1 protein-coding gene is annotated in these 1,241 nt (G+C 47.8%); it reads left to right on the forward strand.

Annotated elements, in window-relative coordinates:
• Positions 1–1,178: IS1182 family transposase (locus tag ICN34_RS11450; RefSeq protein WP_216122734.1), on the forward strand; the 1,178-nt coding region annotated here is incomplete at its 5' end.
• Positions 1,179–1,241: the final 63 nt, after the last annotated feature.

Below are 1,241 nucleotides of genomic sequence, written 5' to 3' on the forward strand. Positions count from 1 at the left end.
CTGAAGCGCTACGTAATGTTGAACTCATGTGGCTCATTACCCGCTTAGCTCCTGACTTTAAAACCATTGCGAACTTCCGTAAAGAAAACGGCAAAGCCATCCGTAAAGTCTGCGCCCAGTTTATTGAGTTGTGCCGTCAGATGAATCTCTTTACCGACGCGATGGTGGCAGTCGATGGCAGTAAATTTAAAGCCGTGAACAGCTCCGATCAGAACTTCACCCAGGCCAAGATCAAACGTCGTATCCAAGAAGCTGAAGCTAGTATTGCGCAGTACTTAAAAGACTTAGAGGCAGCTGATCTGCGCTCTCCAGCCCAATCAACCGCACACCAAGCCAGACTTAAAGAGCGCATCGCGCTCTTTACAGAGCAGATGGCACAGCTACAAGCTATTGAAGAAAAAGTACAAGCAGCACCAGATAAACAGATCTCCATGAGTGATCCCGATGCCCGGTCGATGCAACACCGTGGAGGCGGTATCGTGGGCTATAACGTACAGGCAGCCGTGGACACGAAGAACCATCTCATCGTTGCCCATGAGTTAACTAATGTCGGTCATGATCGCAGTAGCCTAGCTAAGATAGCAAACCAAGTCAAAGAAGCGCTGCAAGTAACGCAGCTGACCGTAGTGGCGGACAAGGGTTATTACAGTGGTGAACAAATCAAAGACTGTATGGACTTGGGTGTCACTCCCATCATGCCTAAATGTAAAACGTCTAGCAATCGATCTCACGGCCTGTTTGATAAGAATGCGTTTATCTACCACCCTGATAAAAATGAATACGAGTGCCCTGCAGGGCAAGTATTAATAGAGCGATTTAAAACCGTGGAGCATGGTAAGAATCTGATTGCATACTGGAGCTCGAGCTGCAAAACCTGCGCCTTAAAGCCTCAGTGCACTACCGGAACAAACAGAAGAGTCAAGCGCTGGGAACATGAAGCAATGCTAGATCAAATGCAGGACAACCTAGAAGCCATGCCTGATGCGATGAAAATTAGGCGTTGCACGATTGAGCATACTTTTGGCACACTCAAGAGCTGGATGGGGGCGACGCACTTCCTCACCAAAACCAAAGAGCACGTCAGTACAGAAATGAGTCTACATATCCTGGCTTACAACCTTAAACGAGTGATGAACATCATGGGTAGCAGCAATCTAATGAAGGCGATGGCGACATAAGGCGAAAGCCTTACTCAATCCGTAATAAACAGGCCTGAGTAACGCCTCTACGAGGCGTTACTA

Source organism: Polynucleobacter sp. Tro8-14-1 (assembly GCF_018881655.1).
GTDB lineage: Bacteria > Pseudomonadota > Gammaproteobacteria > Burkholderiales > Burkholderiaceae > Polynucleobacter.